This window comes from Kitasatospora sp. NPDC091335, from assembly GCF_044757205.1.
GTDB lineage: Bacteria > Actinomycetota > Actinomycetes > Streptomycetales > Streptomycetaceae > Kitasatospora.
Window position 1 is genome coordinate 109,172 of record NZ_JBIVUM010000009.1, and the last position, 18,184, is coordinate 127,355.

Annotated in this window: 18 protein-coding genes; 7 read left to right on the forward strand and 11 right to left on the reverse strand. The window is 70.3% G+C overall.

Going from position 1 to position 18,184, the window contains the following annotated elements; translation table 11 throughout:
* Positions 1-22: 22 nt before the first annotated feature.
* Both ACIQOW_RS20435 and ACIQOW_RS20440 read right to left on the reverse strand, forming a co-directional pair.
* Positions 23-457: an ML domain-containing protein gene (locus ACIQOW_RS20435; protein WP_401086935.1), complete on the reverse strand. Its 435-nt coding sequence runs from the start codon at positions 455-457 to the stop codon at positions 23-25.
* Between the two features lie 400 nt (positions 458-857).
* On the reverse strand, positions 858-1,553 hold the full coding sequence (locus tag ACIQOW_RS20440; RefSeq protein WP_401087250.1) for a glycosyl hydrolase family 95 catalytic domain-containing protein: 696 nt from the start codon (positions 1,551-1,553) through the stop codon (positions 858-860).
* Here ACIQOW_RS20440 and ACIQOW_RS20445 point away from each other — a divergent pair.
* Positions 1,544-1,840 (forward strand): response regulator transcription factor, encoded by a 297-nt coding sequence (locus ACIQOW_RS20445; RefSeq protein WP_401086937.1) that lies wholly within the window; start codon positions 1,544-1,546, stop codon positions 1,838-1,840. The two genes, ACIQOW_RS20440 and ACIQOW_RS20445, sit on opposite strands and share 10 nt — an antisense overlap.
* 199 nt (positions 1,841-2,039) lie before the next feature.
* On the opposite strand, the gene ACIQOW_RS20450 is transcribed toward ACIQOW_RS20445, so the two are convergent.
* Both ACIQOW_RS20450 and ACIQOW_RS20455 read right to left on the reverse strand, forming a co-directional pair.
* The gene (locus ACIQOW_RS20450) at positions 2,040-3,263 is read right to left on the reverse strand and encodes a hypothetical protein (RefSeq protein WP_401086939.1); all 1,224 of its coding nucleotides are present in this window, start codon (positions 3,261-3,263) and stop codon (positions 2,040-2,042) included.
* A 193-nt stretch (positions 3,264-3,456) separates the two neighbouring features.
* Positions 3,457-3,621, reverse strand: coding sequence for a hypothetical protein (locus tag ACIQOW_RS20455; RefSeq protein ID WP_401086941.1), 165 nt, complete (start codon positions 3,619-3,621; stop codon positions 3,457-3,459).
* Between the two features lie 25 nt (positions 3,622-3,646).
* Between ACIQOW_RS20455 and ACIQOW_RS20460 the strand changes: the two genes are divergently transcribed.
* Positions 3,647-3,892: a hypothetical protein gene (locus tag ACIQOW_RS20460; protein WP_401086943.1), complete on the forward strand. Its 246-nt coding sequence runs from the start codon at positions 3,647-3,649 to the stop codon at positions 3,890-3,892.
* 539 nt (positions 3,893-4,431) lie between these two features.
* The gene (locus ACIQOW_RS20465) at positions 4,432-5,244 is read left to right on the forward strand and encodes a 1-aminocyclopropane-1-carboxylate deaminase/D-cysteine desulfhydrase (protein ID WP_401087252.1); all 813 of its coding nucleotides are present in this window, start codon (positions 4,432-4,434) and stop codon (positions 5,242-5,244) included.
* 131 nt (positions 5,245-5,375) lie between these two features.
* Here ACIQOW_RS20465 and ACIQOW_RS20470 read toward each other — a convergent pair whose 3' ends face one another.
* The 6 genes from ACIQOW_RS20470 to ACIQOW_RS20495 all read right to left on the reverse strand — a co-directional run bounded on the left by ACIQOW_RS20470 (position 5,376) and on the right by ACIQOW_RS20495 (position 11,671).
* Complete coding sequence (locus tag ACIQOW_RS20470; protein ID WP_401086945.1) at positions 5,376-6,638, reverse strand: IS256 family transposase; 1,263 nt, start codon at positions 6,636-6,638, stop codon at positions 5,376-5,378.
* Between the two features lie 155 nt (positions 6,639-6,793).
* Positions 6,794-7,489: an HNH endonuclease gene (locus tag ACIQOW_RS20475; protein ID WP_401086947.1), complete on the reverse strand. Its 696-nt coding sequence runs from the start codon at positions 7,487-7,489 to the stop codon at positions 6,794-6,796.
* A gap of 44 nt (positions 7,490-7,533) precedes the next feature.
* Positions 7,534-8,892 (reverse strand): AAA family ATPase, encoded by a 1,359-nt coding sequence (locus ACIQOW_RS20480; protein ID WP_401086949.1) that lies wholly within the window; start codon positions 8,890-8,892, stop codon positions 7,534-7,536.
* Between the two features lie 208 nt (positions 8,893-9,100).
* Positions 9,101-9,982 (reverse strand): hypothetical protein, encoded by an 882-nt coding sequence (locus tag ACIQOW_RS20485; RefSeq protein WP_401086950.1) that lies wholly within the window; start codon positions 9,980-9,982, stop codon positions 9,101-9,103.
* A 20-nt stretch (positions 9,983-10,002) separates the two neighbouring features.
* Complete coding sequence (locus tag ACIQOW_RS20490; protein WP_401086951.1) at positions 10,003-10,581, reverse strand: DUF6932 family protein; 579 nt, start codon at positions 10,579-10,581, stop codon at positions 10,003-10,005.
* Between the two features lie 619 nt (positions 10,582-11,200).
* Complete coding sequence (locus ACIQOW_RS20495) at positions 11,201-11,671, reverse strand: MarR family winged helix-turn-helix transcriptional regulator (RefSeq protein WP_401086953.1); 471 nt, start codon at positions 11,669-11,671, stop codon at positions 11,201-11,203.
* A 178-nt stretch (positions 11,672-11,849) separates the two neighbouring features.
* Here ACIQOW_RS20495 and ACIQOW_RS20500 point away from each other — a divergent pair, with 178 nt between their 5' ends.
* From ACIQOW_RS20500 to ACIQOW_RS20510, 3 genes are all read left to right on the forward strand, one after another.
* Entirely contained in the window at positions 11,850-13,367 is a 1,518-nt protein-coding gene (locus ACIQOW_RS20500) for an MFS transporter (RefSeq protein ID WP_401086955.1), read from the forward strand.
* 53 nt (positions 13,368-13,420) lie between these two features.
* Entirely contained in the window at positions 13,421-15,433 is a 2,013-nt protein-coding gene (locus tag ACIQOW_RS20505) for an aldehyde dehydrogenase family protein (protein ID WP_401086957.1), read from the forward strand.
* 176 nt (positions 15,434-15,609) lie between these two features.
* The gene (locus tag ACIQOW_RS20510) at positions 15,610-16,062 is read left to right on the forward strand and encodes an NAD-binding protein (protein ID WP_401086959.1); all 453 of its coding nucleotides are present in this window, start codon (positions 15,610-15,612) and stop codon (positions 16,060-16,062) included.
* Positions 16,063-16,739: 677 nt separating this feature from the next.
* On the opposite strand, the gene ACIQOW_RS20515 is transcribed toward ACIQOW_RS20510, so the two are convergent.
* Positions 16,740-16,880, reverse strand: a complete 141-nt coding sequence (locus ACIQOW_RS20515; RefSeq protein WP_401086961.1) for a hypothetical protein — start codon at positions 16,878-16,880, stop codon at positions 16,740-16,742.
* A 65-nt stretch (positions 16,881-16,945) separates the two neighbouring features.
* Here ACIQOW_RS20515 and ACIQOW_RS20520 point away from each other — a divergent pair, with 65 nt between their 5' ends.
* On the forward strand, positions 16,946-18,022 hold the full coding sequence (locus ACIQOW_RS20520; protein ID WP_401086963.1) for an integrase core domain-containing protein: 1,077 nt from the start codon (positions 16,946-16,948) through the stop codon (positions 18,020-18,022).
* Positions 18,023-18,184 lie beyond the last annotated feature (162 nt).

Consider the following 18,184-nt stretch of genomic DNA (forward strand, 5'->3'; position numbering starts at 1 on the left):
ATGGAACAGAGGGCACATCACTTCAGACAGTGCTGAAGTCGGCCTGAAGGTTGAAGTTGGCGACATCCTCATCGTCAACGGTCAAGGCACTCACGTTGAGCTTGAACTTCGCGCGGGGGGTCTTGTCCTTGGGGAGGTCGATGACGGCGGTCAGGACCGTCTTCCCCGGCGGGATCGGGCGCTTGCCGTCGCTGGTGTTGCAGCTCAGCTTCAGGCTCTCGTCACCGCCACCGCGCAGTTCCTCGAAGAGGTCGTAGCGGCGCTGCAGAACCTGGATCATGCCGAGCTTGAGGGTGAGGTTGAAGTATGCGCCGTCCTTGATCTCCCTCGCCACGGCCGCTTCGATCCGTAGTGTGACGGCGCCTCCCGGCTTCGGCGGGTCCGGGGTGACCGCGACGGAAGTGATCCGCAGCCCGTCCGACGGCATACCTTGGTCTTCGTAGCTCCAGCTGGCCATGGAGAACTCCTTCGGTAGGGATGCACCTCGCCGGCGCGTGGCCAGTATTGGCTGCGGTGGGTGGGATCGTTGGGTGACGCCCCATCACGCCACTCGAACGGATGAATGAAGGTTTGCCTCGGCGCTCCGGGCGGTGGTCGGGTTCTGTGAGCGGTCCACGGCGGCTTGAGGGTTACTTCCACGCTCGGCTGGTCCGATCACAGCCCAGGCGTCCGGAGCCATGCATGGCCGCTGTCGCCGAGTCACCGGCGCGCGATCGCTGGTGACGGCGACGGGTCGGCCTTCACCGCGGCTGTCCCGGTGCGGACGCCCGTCGGATCCCGTCCATCTCTCAGGGCCGCGTTCGAGTCGGCGGCGGCGTGACCCGTACTCCGCGTGCCCCTGTCGGGTAGTCGGGCCTTCAGTCGATGGACCGTCGGCCTCGGCGATCAGGTAGCCGAGTTTGGCTCTGGGCCCGGACCGAGCTACCGACCTGCTGGAGGATCATCTGCTGGGTGAATGCTGTCGGCCCGGATGCGTCGGCGTCCGCCGTGGTCGGGGAGAGCGCCCGGAATATCTGGATCGTCTGGGCGGGGATGGCGTTGACGAGCGCCGGGACTTCCTCGGCGAACACGGCTGCGGTCTCCCCCTCGCTCACGCCGCACTGGTAAGCGTTGGCCGCGTTCTTCAGTCGCGACCAGCACAGCGAGCGCCAGGCGACGCCCCAGCCATAGCTGGTCATGCCACGGGCGGTGAGCAGCTTGGTGGCGCCGGCGAGCAGGGCGGCCGGGCTCCGGTCAGCGGTGATGCGGTCGCCGGGGAAGAGGCCGACCAGCGGGGACAGGTGGCGGTGGGTGCGGTCCGAGGTGTCGAGGTCCTGCGGGGTCATCCACTCCTCGAGCAAGCCGGTGTCCTTGCTGACCTGGGGGAGGTAGAGGCGGCTTTGCAGGTCGGCGACGGTGGCGGCGTAGGCCGGGTCCTGACCGAGGGTGGCGGCGGCCTCCCGGTAGAACTGGAAGAGCTGCCAGACCAGTTCCTGCGCGCGACGACCGATTCGCCCTCGTGTGCCCCCCGTCCGGCGACTGGGACCGTCGGCACCACATCCTCGTGCGGAGATCGGACCTCCTCGACTCGCTGATCGGCGTGTTCGAGTCGTTCTGGCAGATCGCCGTCCCGCTGCCGGCCGCCGCCGAGACCGCGGACGACGCCGGGACGGCTCCCGGTGCCGAGAACCGGCAACTGCTCACCTACCTCAGCGGCGGCCTGACCGACGAGTCGATCGCCCGCGAGATCGGCGTCAGCGAACGGACGGTGGCCCGCCGCATCACCCGCCTCCAGGAACTCCTCGGCGCGCGGACACGGTTCCAGCTCGGCGTCCAGGCAAGCCGTCGCGGCTGGCTCTGAGGAGCCGAGCCGTGCGGTACCCCGCGACGGACGATGACCGGCCTGCCACCGCGCGTCTACAGAGGCTGGCGGTACAGGGCCGCCGCCGTGGGCGGTCTCGTCGTGGTGGACCCGCACGTCTGCGGCCCGGGCGCGCGGCCGTCGGGGCGGCCGGTGCGCGACCCCGCACCGGGCGCCGGGCCGCGCACCCGGGACGTCCTCAGTTCGTCGCGTCCGGCTTCACGAGGTCGGGCAGCTTCGCGTCGAAGAGCCCGCCAAGCTTCAGCGAGGGCATGATGTGGCCCTGGTTGGCGGCGTCGTTGACGACGCTCGCGGCCCACGCGGACGCCGCGAGGCGCTGGTTGGGCGTGCCGTGGTGCCCGTAGCTGCGGAAGCCGCAGTCGCCGACCTGGTAGAAGGACTGCTCGGAGGCCAGCAACCGCTTGGTGTTGAGCGCCTCGCCGCGCGAGTGGGTGAGGAAGTACGTGCCGAACGCGTCCGCCATCATCTCGACGCGGCGGCTGGCCTCCGGCCCGGTCAGAGTGGTGTTGGAGATCAGGTTGTCCTCGAACTGCACGTGGTGGCCGAACTCATGGGCGAGGATGCTACGCGGAGCGGCGTCGCCCAGGCCCACGGCTGCCATGCCCTGCAGGATGCCGTCGCCCATGACGATGTGGTCGGAGATGCCCCGCGGGTGCGAGCTGCCCTTCTCGGTGTAGGCGATCGAGTTGAAGGTGAAGTACGGGTTGGTGCCGCCCTTGAGAGCGGGCTCCGAGTTGATGAGCTCGATGAGGTACCGGGCCACGGGGAGCTTGCCCTCGACGCTGCCGATGGGAACCCGCATGTACAGGGCGCGGGCCAGCCGCTCCGGGGAGGAGAAGACGTCACCGCCGTGCATCGGCACGATCTGGATGTCGTCGGAGTTGATGTCCCAGAACTTCTTGAGGTCCTTCCCTTCGGACCTCAGCTCGTTGGTGTATTCACCGTTGACGCCGAAGGTGGTGGACTTGGAGTCGTCGGCGGTCAGCATCGCGTCGTACATGGCGAGCGTCCCCACCCCGAGCATGGGCAGGGCATACCTGAAGACCGGGTCGGCGTCCTTGAGCGTGTCCCTCGCGTAGGCCGTCAGCGCCGTGTTGCTGCACTGGTAGTCGCCCGGATTGATGACGCCGTCGAGGATGTTCGCCCACGGGGTGTCGTCCACGCCGAACTCGGCGTCGGTGGCGGCGGCGCGCTCCTGCCAGCCGGCCGGCATCGCGGTCAGGATCTCGTCGACGAGCTCCCGCTGATGCGGAGTGAGCGAGGAGGTGTCGAGCCCGTAGGCGGAGGCCACGGCGCCGGCGGTGGCCGTCGTGCCGTCCGCGGCCGCTGCCGGCAGGGAGGCGCCGAGGGCGCAGGTGGCCGCGGTGACAACGGTGACGGCCCAGGCGAGCATCTTCTTCACGAGAACTCCTTCTGCGTACCGGAGCCGACACGCCCGCCCGCCCTGTCGGGGCGCACGAGGCGGTCGGCCGTGCCGTCGGCAAGACTGCGTGGAGAAGCACTTCCGGAGACAGTCCTCTGCACTGTCCGAATCCGGCATGACAGGAACTCGACAGACTCCACACGTCAGCGGGAATCCGCTATGTGACCGTCTCTCACGTCGGAAAGCCGAGCAGGTCACCGCACTCCTCATCGTGCGCCGCGTCCCCCGGCTGAGCGCTGAATCCGCCGCTGGTCAGGGCGAGTTGTTCACCGCCTGGCGTTACCACCCCGTCTTCACCGACAGCCCCTTCACCACGCTCCAGACCGAGCTCCAGCACCTGGCAGCACACGGTCGTCGAGCAGGTGATCGCGGACGGCAAGTCCGGCGCGCTGGCCCACCTGCCCTCCGGAAACTTCCAGGCCAACGCCGCCTGGCTGACCCTGTGGGCGATCGCGTTCAACCTGCTTCGGGCCGCCGGCACGCTCGCCGGGACCTTCCGCGCCAGGGCCACGACTGCCACCCTCCGTGCCCACCTGGTCAATATCCCGGCCCGGATTGCGCGCTCGGCATGGCGTCTGACGATACGCTTGCCGATGCAGTGGCACTGACGCGACGCCTTCACCACGTTCTTCGACGCCGCCCACGCACCGCCGACCCGCTGGCCGAACCCACCCACCCCGCCCGCGAGGGCCCGACCGGAGAGCCTGTGGAAGAGCTGGACAGACCAACGGGTGCCACACGCCCTCCCACCGGTCACCGCCGCCCGAACACCGACACGGTCACCTCAGAAGCGGAGCGGTGGATCCGGGCTGAGTCGGTTCGACCTCGACATCACCGGGCTGATAAGCGTCATCGGCGCGTTCACCCCGCAGTTGGTCAACGCTGCCGGCGAACGTGGCGTGGCCGACTTGATCACCCTCCTCGGCGGGCCGCTGCTCCCGTATCGTCGGTCGTATGACGCGTCCGCTGCTGCACCAGCGTTGGCCCGAACTGGCCCAGTCGCTGCCGCACCTCCCGCTGGGCGACGTGCCGACGCCGGTGCGGCCTCTGGCCAAGCTCGGCTGCCAGTCTCCGCTCTGGCTGAAGGACGAGAGCGGCTACGGGCACGGCGGATGGGGCGGAAAACAAAGTCCGCAAGCTGGAATGGCTGCTACCCGAAGCCCACCGGCGCGGCGCCCGGACACTCCTCACCGTCGGCGGTCTCGGCACCAACTGGGGCCTGGCAGCGGCACTCTACGCCCCCGAACAGGGCCTCACCGTCGCCCTCGCCCTGATCGACCACCCGGTCGACGATCACACCCGGGCCCAACTCTGGCGCCTTCGCGCATCCGGCGCCACCTTGCACTTCCTACACACCAAGACCCGCCTGATCCTCGCCGCCCCCTGGCTCTTCGCACGCCATTCCTCGATGCGAGGCCCCACCCTCCCATACTTCCTCCCGGCCGGCGGATCCTCGCCGCTCGGGACGCTCGGGTACGTCGAAACCGCACTGGAGCTGGCCGCGCAGGTGTCGAACGGGCTGCTGCCCGAGCCCGGCTGGGTCGTGACCGCGGTCGGCTCGGGAGGCACCGCCGCCGGCCTGGCCCTGGGGCTGCGGTTGGCCGGCCTGCGCACCCGCGTCCTCGGGATCGTCGTCAACGACACCCTGCGCCTGGACAGCACAGCGCTCAACGCCCTGGCCCGCAAGTCCGAGGCGCTGCTCCGCAGTCGGGGCGCCGCCCTGCCCCCACTCGGCCTCAGCTCGGACGACATCCGCCTCGACCGCGGCTGGCTCGGTCCCGGCTATGCCCACCCAACTGCCGAAGCCACCGCAGCACTCAACCGCGCCGCCTCCGACGCGGGGCTGGCACTCGAGCACACCTACACCGCCAAGGCCTTCGCGGCGCTCCTCGACCTGGACGCCTCCGGGCGCTTCGGCGACGAGCCGGTGCTCTTCCTCAACACCTTCGGCCCCAGATAGAAGGCATCAACCGACCAACGCCCGCGAGTACGGGGCCCCGGCCGATCCGGCAAGGGGACTATCACGATCTAGGTGTACGACACCCGGTTGGACTAGGTGTTGATCTTGCTGTCGGGCGTGGGCCGGTTGGCCTACGCCCGTCCGGCTGACAGGCGCCCGTCGAAGGTGATGTCGAAGGCGTTGAGGGCGGCCATCCAGCGGTTGCTCCAGCGTTGCCGGCCGCGGCCGGTGGGGTCGAGCGCGAGGGTCGCCAGGTAGAGCCGTTTGAGGGCGGCCTGCTCGCTCGGGAAATGCCCGCAGGCGCCGGCGGCCCTGCGGTAGCGGGAGTTGAGGCTCTCGATGGCGTTGGTGGTGCAGATGATCTTTCGGATCTCGGCGTCGAACGCCAGGAAGGGAACCATCTCGGGCCAGGCCCGCTCCCACAGTCGCACGACGGCCGGGTAGGACGCCTCCCAGGCGGCGGCGAACTCGGTGAACCGCTCCAGCGCCGCGGCCTCGTTCGGTGCGGTGTAGACGAGCTTGAGGTCGCGGGCAACCGCCGCCCAGTCCCGCTTGGAGGTGTAGCGGAAAGAGTTCCGCAGCAGGTGCACGATGCACGTCTGCACCACGGTCTGCGGCCAGACCTGGGCGACCGCGTCGGGCAGCCCCGCCAGGCCGTCGCAGATGAGGATCAGGCAGTCCCTGACCCCGCGGTTCCTGATCTCGGTGAGGACGGACTGCCAGTACTTGGCGCCTTCGCCGCCGCTGGAGGTCCACAGACCCAGGATGTCCCGGTAGCCGTCCGCCGTGACGCCCAGGACGACGTAGACCGGCCGGTTGGCGACCTGCCCGTCGCGGACCTTGATGTTCACGGCGTCCACGAACAGCACCGGATAGACCGGGTCAAGGGGACGCGTGCGCCACTCGGCCATGCCCTCCAGGACCCGGTCGGTGATCGTGGAGACGGTCTCCTTGCTGGTGGTCATGCCGTAGACCTCGGCCAGGTGCGCGACGATCTCCCCGGAGGTCAGGCCCTTCGCGGTCAACGAGATGACCAGGTTGTCCAGGCCCTCGGTGCGGCGGGAGTGCCGGGGCACGACCTTCGGCTCGAACGTGCCGGCCCGGTCCCGCGGGACCTCGAGCGTGACCGGCCCTGCCTCGGTCATCACGGTCTTCATCCGGTAGCCGTTGCGCGCGTTGCCGCCCTTGCGGGCCGAGCGGCCCGGCTCCGCGGTCGAGGCCAGGTGCTCGTCCATCTCGGCCTCCAGCGCCTGCTGGAGCAGGTGCCGGGTCAGCTGCTGCAGCAGTCCGCCCTCGCCGAGCAACTGCATCCCGCCGGCCCTGGCCTGCTCGGCCGCCAGCTCAGCGACCGAGGCCACCACATCCGACGCACCCGTATTCCTCCTCGGACCCATCTCCAAGGCATCGGCCGGACAGGGCTCCGACAAAACCGAACTGTCAGAAACCGACCCGATCCGGTGATCCGTCAGCGAGCTCATCAGTGTCTCCCTTGATCAGGGCGTCCACCTGATTCATGACACTCCCCCGGCAAGCAGCCGCCTGCGGTGTCCTACCGGATGAGCAGGGCCGTTCGGAGCGTGGTTTCGCGGAGGTGGGCGAGGAGTTGGGGGTCGTCGTCGAAGACGATCTCGGCGGCGGGGTCGAGCGCCTGGTGCAGCATGGCCTGAACGACGTCGGCCATCGGCTGTTCGTTGACGACCGCGGCCCAGCGGGCGGCCTCGTCGTGGTCCCCCTTCGCGGTGGCGTCGGCCCACTGGGCGACACAGGCCTTGGTGACGCGGTAGGCGTTCACCCTGCCCTTGGCCAGCAAGCCTCGGTTCAGGTCGAACAGGTCGATGGTGGCCCGGCCTCTGGGGGTCAGCGGGTGGTACTGGCCGACCGCCAGGACAAGCCGCAGGTGCGGTGTCGGGTCCTCGGCCGTGGGGTCGATGAGCAGCGGCTTCCCGTCTGGGTCGAGCGGGAAGACGGCCTTCTTGAGGTGGCTGTTGCACAGTGAGCAGGCGAGAACGTGGTTGGTCCAGTCGAAGGCGCGTATCGGGTGCCGGTCGATGGGATCGAAGTGGTCGATGTCGGTGCCCTGGTTGTCCCCGCAGTACATGCACCGCTCGCGACCGGCCGCCATCTCCCCGAGGAGGCCGCGCAACGGAAGGTGCACGTCACGTCGCACGGTGGTGTTCTTCCACAGCTGTCGTGCTCTGGCCTTCGGTTCCGGAGCCAGCACGATGTCGCAGGTGCATTCGGCCATGCGGGAGCGCGGCGGTTCCGGCAGGGGGAGCCGATGGATTCGGATCACGCGACGTGCCCGGTCAGGGAGTGCAGGCGGGCGGCGACCTCGTCGACCCGGGCGGCCGGCGAGCTGGTCAGGGTTCGCTTCAGCTGCCGGTAGCGCTCCCGCTCCTCATCGCCGGCCTCGCCTGCCACGATCTTCATCTCCAGCGCGACCAGGAGTGCCCGGGCCTCGTCCGCGCGCTGCGAGTACGGGGTGTCGAGGCCGAAGAGCTCGGACAGCACCGCGTCGTCGCCGCTGCCGAAGACCACCCGGTCGTACAGGTCTGTCCCGACGACCTCGGGGGCTTCGTCGACGTCCGGGCCGGGCAGGCGGATGAGCCCGGCGGGGTCGGCGGCCTGGCAGATGTAGGGGCTGTGGGTGGTGACCAGGAACTGCACCAGCGGGAAGTGCTGCTTGAGCCACCCTCCGATGCGCTTCTGCCAGGACACGTGCAGGTGCGCGTCGATCTCGTCGATGATCACGACGCCGGGGACGGTCACGACGGGGCGGCCGCTGTCGTGTTCGACGTGGAGGGCGCCGTACGTGTCGTGGAGCTGCTTGAGGATGTCGACCACGAGCGCGGCAACGGTGCGGTAGCCGTCGCTCATCTCCCGCAGGGGAAAGGAGCGACCACCGTGCGCGACCCACAGGCCGTCGGAGTCCACATTTCCGATGGCGTAGTCGTCGGGCAGGAGCTGGTCGCCGAGGATCTCCAGGGCGATGAGCTTCAGCTCCGCCGCGCCCGGGCGGTTCTCCAAGGAACGCAGGTGCTGCTCGATCAACCAGCTGACCCCCTCGGCCAGCGAGGCGTCCTCGTGGAAAAGGCTGGTCAGCCGGGCCACGGCACCCGACCCGGCCATGCGCCGCTGGACCTCCCCCGACCCGCCGACGAGCCGGCGGAACGGCCCGTAGCCCGCGCAGAACCAGCCCACCGGGTTGTCCGCCCACGGCCCGCGCTGGGCAGCGGTCGGCGCTTTCCTGTACGTCACCGTGGTCAGGGCCGGCTGTGCATGCCTGCCGGCCATGGCGGCGGTGTCCGGCGCGGTCCACTGCAGGCCCGCCCAGAACACGCCGGCCGGTGGCCTCCCCTTGTCGAACCGGTCCTCCGACGGGTCCGGGTGCAAGCACACCTCCGCGACGGCCTGGGACTGCTCGTCGCTGATCCACGAGTCGAAGTCGGTCACCAGCCCGCGCGCCGCACTCGGACCGCTGACCGCCAGGGCGACGGCGCGCAGCAAGGTGGATTTGCCGGAGCCGTTGCGGCCGGCCAGCACCGTCCATCCTGCGTAGGAGCCGTCGGGCCGGGTCAGGTCGAGGTCCACCTCACGGGCGCCGCGGAAGCCGCGTACGTTCCGCACCCGCACGTTCTTGAGGTACATGCCCCGTCCTCCAGCCCGTTTCCTCCGTCATACGTCCCGGTCCTGGGCCGCTGCGTCGACTCTATCCGTGCCCGGCACCGGAGGAGGACTTCGTCCTGTCCCGGTGGTCCGCCATGGCCCGTTGCGGTCTTGCCGGCTCCGCAAGCGCACCGCCTGGATCAACCTCCCGATGATGGGACTGGATGACCAACGCGGCAGCGGATCTCGGTCAGCCGGCAGGTAGCGCCTCAGGGTCGTGGTCGACATCGAGGAAGCGGTACTCGGTCGCCCGGGTGCGGCTCATCGCGTCGAAGGTGCGGCGTTGCTCGACGACGAAGCGGACTTGGTCGCCGAGCGCCAGGCGCATGGCGAAGAGCTGCTCGGGGTCGTCGAACTTCACGTCCCAGGCTGGTGACTTCTTCGAGACGCCGGTCTTGATCCGTACCACGCCGGAGCTGCGCAGCTCGGTGATCCGGCCGGACAGGCGCTGGACGTCGATCGCTGTGTGGGTCTCGCGCAGGCGGGCGACGTACGCTCGGCCGCGGGTTGTCAGGGTGGCGGTGCGAACGGCGCCGTCGGAGGCGAGCCATTTCAGGCCCATGCCGAGGTCGAACTTGTCGAGGGCTTTGACGACCACGTCGACCGGGTCGAGGATCTCGCTCCAGGCCCGGACGTCCTGCTCGTCTTCGAGGGCGCGCAGGAGGTTGACGAGAGCGCGCACGCCGGCGTCGGCCGGTGAGATGTCCAGCGGCAGGCCCTCGTAGTCCGGTTCGGGATCGGGGGCTGGTCGGGGCCGTACGTGCATGACGGTGCTGCCGCGGGACAGTCCCGTCAGCTCCAGGGGGACCTGGCGGTGGGCTGCCGCCGAGACGCTGTCCTGGAGCGGGCGCAGCAGGGCGTTGCCCCAGTCGAACTGGAGGGCTCCGGTGGCGGCGTGTTCTCCGGTGAGTCGGATCTGCAGTTCTTCCTCGGCCTGGGCCTGGGGGTCGTGGCGCTGGAGGTAGTCGAGGTTGGCGCGGCGCAGGTCGCTCTCGACGAGGTCGTCGTCCCGGTCTTCCGTGCCTTCTTCTTCCAGTCGGCGGGCGGTGCTCTCGCCGTGGAGTCGGCGCATCTGGTCTCGCCATTCGGCCGTCACAGGGTCACCTCCACGTAGCCTCGTACCGGCGCGGCGCTCTGCACGCTCGGTTCCCCCTCACCCGGCAGGCGGCATCGCTGCCACCAGTCGTCCCAGCGGCCGCGGTCGCGGAAGTACTCCAGTTCCTCGGCTGCGAGGTCCTGGGGCTGGAACACTCTGGCCACCGGCACGTACGGGATCCGCAGGGGAGCCACGTGGTACCGGTCCTGCATAGCCTTCCAGCTCTTGAAGGCGGTAGTGAGCCATTTCGAGCCGGGATTGCCTCGAATGGCCCGCTCGGCGTCGGGGTTCATCAGCAACGTGGCGTCCACATTGTGGGGGTCGAGCTTGGCGCTGACGAAGCTTCCTCCCAGCCAGACGCTGTGGATGAGTTCACGGCCTTCCAGCAGCGGCGTGAACTGCTCCTCCAGGTGGATGAACTGGTAGAGGTACTCCTGGAAGCCGTGCCAGACCTGGAGCCGGGTCGTGGACGTCCGGAGCCGTTCCGCGTGGACGAAGGCCTCGGCGGCCTGCGTGATGGTCAGCCGGTACCGGCCAGGCGGCAGGTGTCCGCGGTCATCGAAATCTGGCAGCACAGGCCCCCCTTACCGTTCGTTCACGGTGACCCTAGCGGCAGACGTCTGGAAGGTGCCCCTCTTGTAGGGAGATCATGCAGAAGCGTGATCTCTCGGACCTCACGCCGGGCTGCGGTCGATCTCCAGGACGTCGTAGAGGTGCTGGGGCGCTCCAGCAGACCACAGCTTGCGTTACCCGGACCGCGAGCGGGTGCTCGGGCGAGGTCCAGGTCGCCCACTCCCAGGTGCTCGGCAGCCCGATGTGCGGTTCAAGGTGGTCGACGGTACCGGCGGCCGTCTCCAGCCAGACGTCCGCACGCCCGTCGCCCGCGACGCCGGCCTGGGCGGTGCCGGTGGCCCAGTCGGCGGCGGTCAGGGCTGGTACTCGACGGGGCCGGTCACCTGCGCCGCCGGCCGACCCGGGGCGGTGACGGCCGGCGCGCGGGTCACGGCGGCGGCCGCGGTCACGGCGGCGGCCACAGCCACGGCGGCGGAGGTGGCGGCCAGCAGGGAGCGGCGGGTGGTTGGTTGGGTACGCCCTCCCGGCATCGGCCGCCGGGGCGCGGTTACGGTCCGCTGCGCCGGTCAGGGGCCCAGCGGTGGCCGGAAGGGGTCGGAAGGGGCCGGAGGGTGGTCGCGGTCACCCGGGGAAGACCTGGCCCAGTAGCCGCTGAAAGGTCTGCCGGTCCGCCTCGTCCAGCTGCTCCAGCCCGGTGAGGCTGGACGTCAGCTCCACCCTGATTTGCCGCACGGTCCGCTCGCCCTCCTCGGTCAGCAGCACGTTCTTGATCCGCCGATCGGCCGGGTCCACCTGGCGACGGACCAGTTCGCGGGCCTCCAGGCGGTCGACGATGCCGGTGACGTTGGAGGCGTCGCAGGCGAGCAGGTCGGCCAGGGTGCGCATGGGGCGGGGCTCGCGCAGCAGGCTGAGCGTCTTGCCCTGCATGAGGGTGAGGCCGCGTTCGGCCGCCAGTGCGGCGAAGTGCCGGTAGTAGGCGGCCGCGGCGTGGGCGACCTGGTCCATCAGCTCGACCGGTGTGGGCGCGGCGGCCGTGGGGGCAGCGGCGCCAGGAGGTGTGGAGGCGGCGGGCGGGGCGGCGGACTGGGTCATGCGTCGAGTGTAGGCGAGATTGCTTGACTTCCTCAATCTTTCAGGTTTACCTTCAAAGCATTGCTTGAAGACATCAACCTTGCAGGCTTCAATCACCCAGGTTCCGCCCGCCGCCTTCAAGCCCCGCCCGGCCCCACACCCCCCGCGGCCGCCCCCTCCCGGAAGGACCCCCTACCTGATGAGCCATGCCGCGCCCCGATCCGCCGCCGCCGGACAGCGCGGCAGTACGCCCCTGATCCTGGCGCTGGGCCTGGCCGCGATGGTCGTGGCCATGGCGCAGACCCAGGTCGTCCCGATCCTCGCCCTGCTGCAGAAGCAGCTGCACACCGGCGCCGCCGGCGTCAGCTGGGTGACCACCGCCGCGCTGCTCTCGGCTGCCGTCTTCACCCCGTTGCTGGGCCGGGTCGGCGACCAGTTCGGCAAGAAGCGCACACTGCTCGCCGTCCTCGCGGTGATGGTGGTCGGCTCGGTGATCGCCGCGACCACCACCTCGCTGGCCCTGCTGATCGTCGGCCGGGTACTGCAGGGCTCCGCCACCGCGATCTTCCCGCTCGCCCTCTCCGTGATCCGCGACGAGGTGCCGAAGGAGAAACTGCACGGGGCGATGGCGCTGGTCAGCGGCACGCTGGCGTTCGGCAGCGGCCTCTCGCTGGTGGCCACCGGGCTGCTCACACAGGGCGCGCACCCCAACTACCACCTGGTCTTCTGGTTCTCCACCGCGCTGACCGTGCTCGCACTGGCGGCCGTCGCCGTCGTGGTCCCGCACGGCGGCTCGCCCACCGGGGGCCGGGTCGACGTGCTGGGCGCGCTCACCCTGGCCGTCTTCCTGGTCCTGCTGCTGCTCGGCATCTCGCAGGGCCACGAGTGGGGCTGGTCCTCCACCCGCACGCTGGGCTCGCTGGCCGGTTCCGCCGTCTTCGCCGCCCTCTGGGTGCTGGTCGAGCGGCGGGTGCGCAACCCGCTGGTGGACATGCGGATGTTCGTCCACCGCCAGGTGCTCTTCACCAACCTGACCGGGCTCTTCGTGGGCTTCGCCTCGTTCGCCCAGTTCATCGGCATCTCCTACCTGGTCCAGATGCCGGGTCGGCTGACCGGCTACGGCTTCACCGCCTCGGTACTGCGCGCCTCCGTCGAGTACCTGCTGCCCAGCGCCCTGATCGCCCTGGCCGCGGCCCCGGTCGGCGGCCTGCTGGTGCGGCGGATCGGCGCCCGCTCCACCCTCGCGGTCGGCGCGCTGATCGGCGTGGCGGGCTTCGCCTGGCTGGCCTTCGGGCACGGCGCCGAGGGCACGGTGATCACGGCGGGCATGCTCACCGGCATCGCGATCTCCTTCGGCTACGCCGCGATGCCCGCGTTGATCGCGGCCAGCGTCCCCCTGGAGCAGACTGGCATCGCCAACGGAATCAACTCCATCTCGCGCTCGGTCGGCAGCTCGATCGCCAGCGCGGTGGTGACCTCGCTGCTCGCCTCCAAGACGGTCAGCTACGCCGCGCTCGGTGGCGCCGCGCTGCCCGCGGAGAGCCAGTTCACCCTCAGCTTCGTGATCGCCGCAGCCGCTCTGCTGCTGGCCGCCGTGGCCGCGATGGCCGGGCTCAGCAAGCACCACCGGCCGCTCACCGCGCCGGCCGCCGAGCAGCCGCGCGCCGTGGCGGCCACCGCGTCGACCAACGCCGAGGCCGTCCCCAGCAACTCCTGATCAACCCGCCCTCCCGATCACCCCGCAACCCCTTGCCAACCTGGAGCACCACCATGACTTCCGCCCTCTTCGTCGTCACCGGCGCCACCCAGTGGACCCTCGCCGACGGCACCCCGCACCCCACCGGCTTCTGGGCCGAGGAGCTCGCCGAGCCGCACCGGATCTTCACCGAGGCGGGCTTCGAGATCACCATCGCCACCCCCGGCGGCGTCGCCGCCCCCGTCGACCAGGGCAGCCTGAGCGCCGCGGCCAACGGCGGCGATGCGGGCGGGGGCCAGGAGAAGGCCGAGCGGCTCGCCAGCTACCTGGAGGCCATCCGCGCGGACCTGGAACACCCCGCGAAGCTTGCGGAGGTCGACCCGCAGGCGTACGACCTGGTCTTCTACCCGGGTGGCCACGGCCCGATGGAGGACCTCGCCGTGGACGAGGCCTCCGGTCGGCTGCTCACCCGGGCGCTGGAGTCGGGCAAGCCACTGGGCGTGGTCTGCCATGCCCCCGCCGCGCTGCTCGCCGCCCGCCACGAGGACGGCAGCTGGCCCTTCGCCGGCTACCGGATGACCGCCTTCAGCAACGCCGAGGAGCAGGCGGTGGGCCTGGCCGCCGGCGCCAAGTGGCTGGTCCAGGACCGCCTGGTCGAGCTGGGCGCCGACTTCGTGGAGGCCGCGCCCTTCACGCCGCACACCGTGATCGACCGCAACCTCTACACCGGCCAGAACCCGGGCTCCTCGGCCGAGTTGGCCCGCACCCTGGTCGCCGCCGTGGCCACCGACCCGGCCACCGTGGTGGCGCGCCTGCGCGCCTCCTTCGCCACCGGCCGCACCAGGCCGCTCGGCTGGCGGCTCGCCCAGCTGCGTGCGCTGCGTGCGCTGCTCACCGAGCAGTCCGAGGTCCTCCTGGCCGCGCTCCACGCCGACCTGGGCAAGAGCGCGACCGAGGCCTACCGCGGCGAGGTCGGCTTCACGCTGAACGAGATCGACCACACCGTGGAGCACCTGGAGCAGTGGCTGCACCCGCGGCCGGCCGCTGTCCCCGGCGCCTTCCTGCCCGCCGAGGCCCAGGTGGTCCGTGACCCGCTCGGCGTGGTCCTGATCATCGCGCCGTGGAACTACCCGCTGCAGTTGGCCCTCGCCCCGCTGGTGGGCGCCCTCGCGGCGGGCAACACCGCCGTGGTCAAGCCCAGCGAGCTCACCCCGGCGACCTCCGCCGCGATCGCCCGCCTGCTGCCGCGCTACCTGGACCGGGAGGCCGTGGCCGTGCTGGAGGGCGGTGTGCCGCAGACCACCGCGCTCCTGGAGCAGCGCTTCGACCACATCTTCTACACCGGCAACGGCCAGGTCGGCCGGATCGTCATGACGGCCGCCGCCAAGCACCTGACCCCGGTCACCCTGGAACTCGGCGGCAAGAGCCCCGTGGTGGTCGAGCCCGGCGCCGATCTCGCGGTCACCGCCCAGCGGGTGGCGCGCGGCAAGTTCCAGAACGCCGGGCAGACCTGCGTGGCCCCCGACTACATCCTCGCCATCGGCGACACCGCCACCGCGCTGGAGGCGCACCTGACCGAGGCCGTGCACGCGCTCTACGGGGCGGACCCGGCCAGCAGCCCGGAGTACGGACGGATCGTCAACGAACGTCACCACGACCGGCTCACCGCCCTGCTCGGCGACGGCCGGACCGTCACCGGCGGCGGCCACGACCGCGCGGAGCGCTACCTCGCGCCGACCGTGCTGGCCGAGGTCTCCCCCGAGGCACCCGTGATGCAGTCGGAGATCTTCGGCCCCATCCTGCCGATCATCGCCGTGCCCGACCTGGACGCCGCGATCGCCTTCATCAACGAGCGCGACAAGCCGCTCGCGCTGTACGCCTTCACCGAGTCGGAGCAGACCAAGCAGCGACTGGCGACCGAGACATCCTCGGGCGGCCTCGTCTTCGGCCTCACGGTCTCCCACCTGGCCGTGCCCGAGCTGCCGTTCGGCGGCGTGGGCGAGAGCGGGATGGGCCGCTACCACGGCGAGTACTCGATCGACACCTTCAGCCACGCCAAGGCCGTCCTCGACAAGCCCCTCAACTGACCCGGCGGTTGGCCACGCCCCAACCTCGATCTCGCATGACGGCCCGTCACCTCGGCTGGCGGGCCGTTCCTGCTGTCCAGGCGTGGTGTTTCTGCCTGCGGGCAAGGCGGAGCGCACGGCGGCGGCTGTTGGTGGCGAGTTGGGAGGCGGCGGAGAACAGCCGTAGCCACAGGCGCTTGGAACGCCCCGTCGATGTCGACCAGGGCGCCGGCTACACGGTCAAGCTGATGATCAACCTGCTCTGGTTCGCCCACCTGGTCGCCTCGTCCGAGGTGCTGGCCATGGGCGTCAAGGCCGGTGTCGACCTGGGCGTCCTGCGCTCGGCGCTGCTGGCGAGCCCCGCGGCGTCCAACTTCCTCGAGAGCGACATCATGGGCATACTCGAGTCCGGCGACTACGACGAGTCGTTCGCGATGGTGCCGGCCTGCAAGGACTTGGGCCTCGCGGTCGACCTGGGTCGAGACATCGGCGTCTCCACGGAGCTGTCCGCGCTGGTCGAGCAGATCTACCGCCGGGCCAAGGCCAAGTACGGCGACCTGTCGGGTGAGATGGTCCCGGTCAAGCTCTACGAGGAGTTGGCCGGTCAGGAGCTCCGTCTGCCCGTCGCGGAGGCGGCAGCGGCATCCTGACGCCCTTCCTGGGACAACGACGCGGGCACGCGTCCGCCCCTGTGCCCCGGCCGGTTAACTCCGGCCGGGGGCACACGTGTTGGTGCACCGGCCGGCCGGCTGGTGCACGAGGTCCTAAACATCGAAGGGCGCGGATCGCCGAGTCGCCGGTGGCGCGGACGGACCGGGCCGGAGAGCCGTCACCGTACCGATGCCCGGGCCGGACGGGACCGACCACCCCCACTGGCGCGCCCCCGGGAGCTTGCCTGGCGGGGCCGGCGGTACGCGCACGGGCGGCACCCGTGGGCCGGGCGTGCTCCGCCAAACCTGCTCACCGGCGCGCCGAGCACGCTGCCAGAGGACGTCACGCCGCACCGGCTGCCATGCCAGGGCCGTTGCGAAGTCCGGTGATCTTGTAGTCGCACTGGTCAGACGATGCCCAACAGGTCGAGCGGGCGGGTAAGGGGCCCGTAGGAGACGTGCCGGATGCCGGCCGCGATGTTGCGGTGTCCGGCGGCGCGGAGCGCGTTGATCACCAGGTGCCTGGCACTCCAGCAGGACTTCGATGATTTGCGTGCCCGGACGCTGCGTGGTGAGTGACGGGAAGGATGTTCATCAGGGGCGGTCTTCCTGGGTGTCCCGGACAGGAGATCTTGGCCGTTTTGCCAGGTGAGTTTGGGGGGCCGCCACAGCCCCCACTACAGCGCCAGGTCCGCCAGCCACTGCGCGACCGTCCTGGTGATCAGTGCCAGCGTCTCGGTCGCCGACTGTGGCGCCGACGGGGGCACCTCGAAGATGTGGTCCGCCGCCGGCACCCCGGCCAGCCTGTAGGGTGCCATAAATCATGCACAGCCCCTGATCAGGCACTTTGCAGCTCCAGGCGATCATGGCAGGCTCGGCCTGCATGGCGTTGCGTATGCTCTATCTGGTCTTCCTCCGGCTCGTCGGACTGCTCCGACTGCTGTCGCGCTCGGAGGCAGCCAAGGATGTCGAGCTCCTCGCGCTGCGCCATGAGGTCGCGGTGCTGCGCCGCCAGCTCGGCGTCCGGCCGCGACTTTCCTGGCCGGACCGCGCGGTACTCGCAGCCTTGGCCCGGCACCTGCCGAGCAGGCTGCGCCGACATCGCCTGGTCACCCCCGGCACCCTTGTCACCTGGCACCGCCGCCTGCTGCGCTGGAAGTGGAAGCAGAAACCTGTGCGCACGGGACGGCCGCCGACCTCCGAGGAGCTCACCGCCCTCATCCTGCGTCTGGCCCGCGACAACTCCACCTGGGGCTACACCAGGATCCAGGGCGAACTGCGGCGCCTCGGCCACCGGGTAGGCGCCTCCACCATCCGCCGTCTCCTGCGCAGCGCCGGACTCGACCCCGCACCCCGACGGAACCCCGGCGGGCGCCCAACCTGGCGCCAGTTCCTACGTACCCAGGCCTCCGGCCTGCTCGCCGCGGACTTCTTCCATGTCGACACCGTCATCCTGAAGAGGCTGTACGTGTTCTTTGTCTTGGAGGTCGGCACCCGTACCGTGCACATCCTCGGCGTCACCGCCCATCCCACCGCGGCCTGGGCCACCCAGCTCGCCCGCAACCTCCTCGCCGACCTCGGCGAGCGCGCCGCTGGCTTCCGTTACCTGCTGCGCGACCGCGACAGCCGCTACACCCAGGCATTCGACGCCGTCTTCACCGCCGACGGCATCGAGACCTTGAAGAGTGCGCCGCAGACGCCGCGGATGAACGCCCACGCGGAGAGGTTCATACGCACCGCACGAGCCGAGTGCACCGACCGGCTGCTCATCTACAACGAGCAGCACCTGCGCCGCACCCTTGCCGAATACGCCGGGCACTACAACTCCAGAAGGCCGCACCGGGCCTTGCAACTCCGAGCCCCTGCCGACGACCCCGACGTCATCCCGTTCCCTGCGCAGCACATCCAGCGCCACGACGTCCTCGGCGGACTCATCCACGAGTACCGCAACACCGCCTGACGAAGACCACAACAGCTGGCGAACACACAGGTCAGCGCATGCGCGGGACTTTTGGAACCCTACAGGGGGCCGGCGACGTGCGGCGATACCGCGTTGGAAGGTGTGAGGTCCATGGGCTCGGTGTTCTCCGGCGCTTGGGTGAATGCGGGGTGGTGGTCACGA

Coding starts and splice junctions, on each gene's coding strand:
- ACIQOW_RS20435 (WP_401086935.1), bottom strand. CDS start 457: ATGGCCAGCTGGAGCTACGAAGACCAAGGTATGCCGTCGGACGGGCTG.
- ACIQOW_RS20470 (WP_401086945.1), bottom strand. CDS start 6,638: ATGGGTCCGAGGAGGAATACGGGTGCGTCGGATGTGGTGGCCTCGGTC.
- ACIQOW_RS20475 (WP_401086947.1), bottom strand. CDS start 7,489: ATGGCCGAATGCACCTGCGACATCGTGCTGGCTCCGGAACCGAAGGCC.
- ACIQOW_RS20480 (WP_401086949.1), bottom strand. CDS start 8,892: ATGTACCTCAAGAACGTGCGGGTGCGGAACGTACGCGGCTTCCGCGGC.
- ACIQOW_RS20485 (WP_401086950.1), bottom strand. CDS start 9,982: ATGCGCCGACTCCACGGCGAGAGCACCGCCCGCCGACTGGAAGAAGAA.
- ACIQOW_RS20495 (WP_401086953.1), bottom strand. CDS start 11,671: ATGACCCAGTCCGCCGCCCCGCCCGCCGCCTCCACACCTCCTGGCGCC.
- ACIQOW_RS20500 (WP_401086955.1), top strand. CDS start 11,850: ATGAGCCATGCCGCGCCCCGATCCGCCGCCGCCGGACAGCGCGGCAGT.
- ACIQOW_RS20505 (WP_401086957.1), top strand. CDS start 13,421: ATGACTTCCGCCCTCTTCGTCGTCACCGGCGCCACCCAGTGGACCCTC.
- ACIQOW_RS20515 (WP_401086961.1), bottom strand. CDS start 16,880: ATGGCACCCTACAGGCTGGCCGGGGTGCCGGCGGCGGACCACATCTTC.
- ACIQOW_RS20520 (WP_401086963.1), top strand. CDS start 16,946: ATGGCGTTGCGTATGCTCTATCTGGTCTTCCTCCGGCTCGTCGGACTG.